The sequence below is a fragment of the Sphingomonas populi genome (assembly GCF_004208535.1).
GTDB lineage: Bacteria > Pseudomonadota > Alphaproteobacteria > Sphingomonadales > Sphingomonadaceae > Sphingomonas > Sphingomonas populi.
The window spans coordinates 1-2,521 of record NZ_SGIS01000116.1 but is presented as its reverse complement, the minus strand read 5'-3'; the positions used below and the strand labels follow the sequence as shown (position 1 = coordinate 2,521).

The following is a 2,521-nucleotide window of genomic DNA, read 5'->3' as shown; positions in this document are numbered from 1 at the left end:
TGTGAAGGATATCGGATGCCGGCAGGCGAACGATATTCTCCAAAGCAGGAAGCCGCGGGCCGCAGGTGTTGACCTATGGGGATTTCGGCTTTCGTGCTGTCGTGCCGCGGTCGCATCGGCGTGCGGGACGCACATCGGCGGGTCGGAACGTGGAGCGCAGGGGCGGCGTGCCGCGTAGCTGGTGACCAGGATCAAGGCTTGAGATCGTCGCCGGTGCGATCAGTGGAGGCGCCAGCGCGAGCGGCGTCGCCGCCGGAAGCACACGACCTCCGGAGCACGGTGAAGGCAAGCCATGCCGGGTCATGGCACGGTGGTCCCGGTTACTGGAGTGACGTGCGGCGGTGCGCGCGGCTGGCGCCAGCGCTCAAAGGTCTCGATGACAACCATGTGCCCGCCACAGCAGGGGCATGGTGGCCGGATATCGGTCGGTTCATCGGGCGCATCGTCGGGCGGCGGCACGACGCCAAGCAACTGGCGGGCGTGTTCGAGATGAGCCTTGCGGGTGGCGCCGGCGAGCAGGCCATAGTGGCGGATGCGATGGAACCCGCGCGGCAGGACATGGAGCAGGAAGCGACGGATGAACTCGTCTGTCGCCAGCGTCATCACCTGCTGCCGGTCGGCGCCGGCGCGGCGGTAATCTTTGTAGCGCATGGTGACGCCGGCCTCGTCGAAGGCGAGCAGCCGACTGTTCGAGATCGCCACGCGGTGGGTGTAGCGCGACAGATAGGCGAGCACGGCCTGCGGCCCGGAGAACGGCGGCTTGGCATAGACGATCCAGTTCTTTTTGCGGACCGGCGACAGGTGCCGCAGGAAGGCGCGGCGATCGGTGAAGTGGGCGAGGCTGCCGAAGAAGGCGAGCCGCCCCGCTGCGTGGAGCGCGATCAGCCGGGTCACGAACAGGCGGCGGAACAGCTTGCCCAGCACCTTGACCGGCAGCAGGAACGCGGGCGGCGAGGATATCCAGCGCGTGCCGTCCCGCGCGATGCCGCCACCCGGCACGATCATGTGGACATGCGGATGGTGGGTCAGCGCCGATCCCCATGTGTGCAGCACCGCGGTGATGCCGATGCGCGCGCCGAGGTGCTTCGGGTCGGCGGCGATCGTCAGCATCGTCTCGGATGCCACCTTAAACAGCAGATCGTAGACCAGCGCCTTGTTGTGGAACGCGATGTCGGCGACCTCGGCGGGCAGCGTGAACACGACGTGAAAGTAGCCCACCGGCAGCAGGTCGGCCTCGCGCTCGGCGAGCCAGGCGCGCGCGGCGGCGCCTTGGCACCGCGGACAATGCCGGTTGCGACAACTGTTATAGGCGATCCGCCAATGCCCGCAGTCGGTGCAGGCCTCGGTGTGGCCGCCGAGCGCGGCGGTACGGCAATGCTCGATCGCCGACATCACCTTGAGATGGTGCAGGCTCAGATGCCCGGCATGCGCGGCCCGGAAGGCGGGGCCGGCGGCGCGGAAGATGTCGGCGACCTCAAGCGAGGCGCGCATGCGGCGTCAACCGGCGGGTGTCTTGCCCTCCATCAGCGCCATCAGCCGGTCGAGCGGGCCGGTGACGGCATGGATCGTCCGGGTCGCGACCTTGGTGTAGAGCGCAGTCGTCTCGAGCTTGCTGTGCCCGAGCAGGACCTGGATCACGCGGATATCGACGTCCTGTTCAAGCAGATGCGTGGCAAAGCTATGCCGCAACGTGTGCGGGCTGACGCGCTTGCGGATCCCCGCCGCCTCGGCCGCCTCGCATACGGCTCGGTGGAGCTGCCGCGTCGAGATCGGGTCGGTGTAACTGCGACCGGGGAACAGCCAGCCGTGCGGGAGCAGGACACTGCGCCGCTTGCCCTCGCGCCACCACAGTCGCAGCAACTCGAGCAGTTGCGGCGACAGCATGGCGTTGCGGTCCTTGCGCCCTTTGCCCTCCTCGATGCGGATCAGCATCCGCTTGCTGTCGATATCGTCGGCCTTGAGATGTGCGACCTCCGACACGCGCAGGCCGGCGCCATAGGCGACACCGAGTGCGGCGCGGTACTTGATACCTGGTGCCGCCTCGAGCAGCTTGGCCACCTCATCGACGCTCAGCACATCCGGCAGCTTCCTGGGACGATGCGCCAGCACCAGCTTGCGCGACAAGTCCGGTCTCTCGAGCGTCACGTCGAACAGGAAGCGCAGCGCCGACACCGAGCCGTTGATCGTGGACTCGCCGACACCGTCCTCGCGCTGGTGAAGCTGGAAGCGCCGCACATCCTCAGCGGTCGCGGTATCGGGTGAGCGCCCGAGGAAGGCCGCGAACGCGCGAACGTGGCGGACATAGTCATGCTGCGTCCTCGCCCGCATCGAACGCATCGCCATGTCGTCGAGCATCCGCTGACGCAGCGGGGTGACGGGTCGCTTGGTCGGTACAATCGCCATCGTGAAGTTCCTCTCGTTGAAGGAACTCCATCGTCTGCCGCCGCCCCCGCAGGGCCAAACCTCAGCGCAGGCGCGCTACCTCACCGCCAACACCACTGCCGCGCAGCGGCTTCGTGCA

The 2,521-nt window shown here is 67.6% G+C and carries 2 protein-coding genes; both read right to left on the bottom strand.

The genetic code is table 11. From position 1 onward, the window contains the following. Window positions 1–300 precede the first annotated feature (300 nt). A complete protein-coding gene (locus EWE75_RS24265; RefSeq protein ID WP_130160591.1) occupies window positions 301–1,491 on the bottom strand; it encodes an IS91 family transposase in 1,191 nt (396 codons plus the stop codon). A gap of 6 nt (window positions 1,492–1,497) precedes the next feature. After that, window positions 1,498–2,403, bottom strand: a complete 906-nt coding sequence (locus EWE75_RS24260) for a tyrosine-type recombinase/integrase (protein WP_130160590.1) — start codon at window positions 2,401–2,403, stop codon at window positions 1,498–1,500. Window positions 2,404–2,521: the final 118 nt, after the last annotated feature.

Bases quoted from the DNA above. Each gene is read 5' to 3' on its own strand.
- EWE75_RS24260 (WP_130160590.1), bottom strand. From the start codon at position 2,403: ATGGCGATTGTACCGACCAAGCGACCCGTCACCCCGCTGCGTCAGCGG.
- EWE75_RS24265 (WP_130160591.1), bottom strand. From the start codon at position 1,491: ATGCGCGCCTCGCTTGAGGTCGCCGACATCTTCCGCGCCGCCGGCCCC.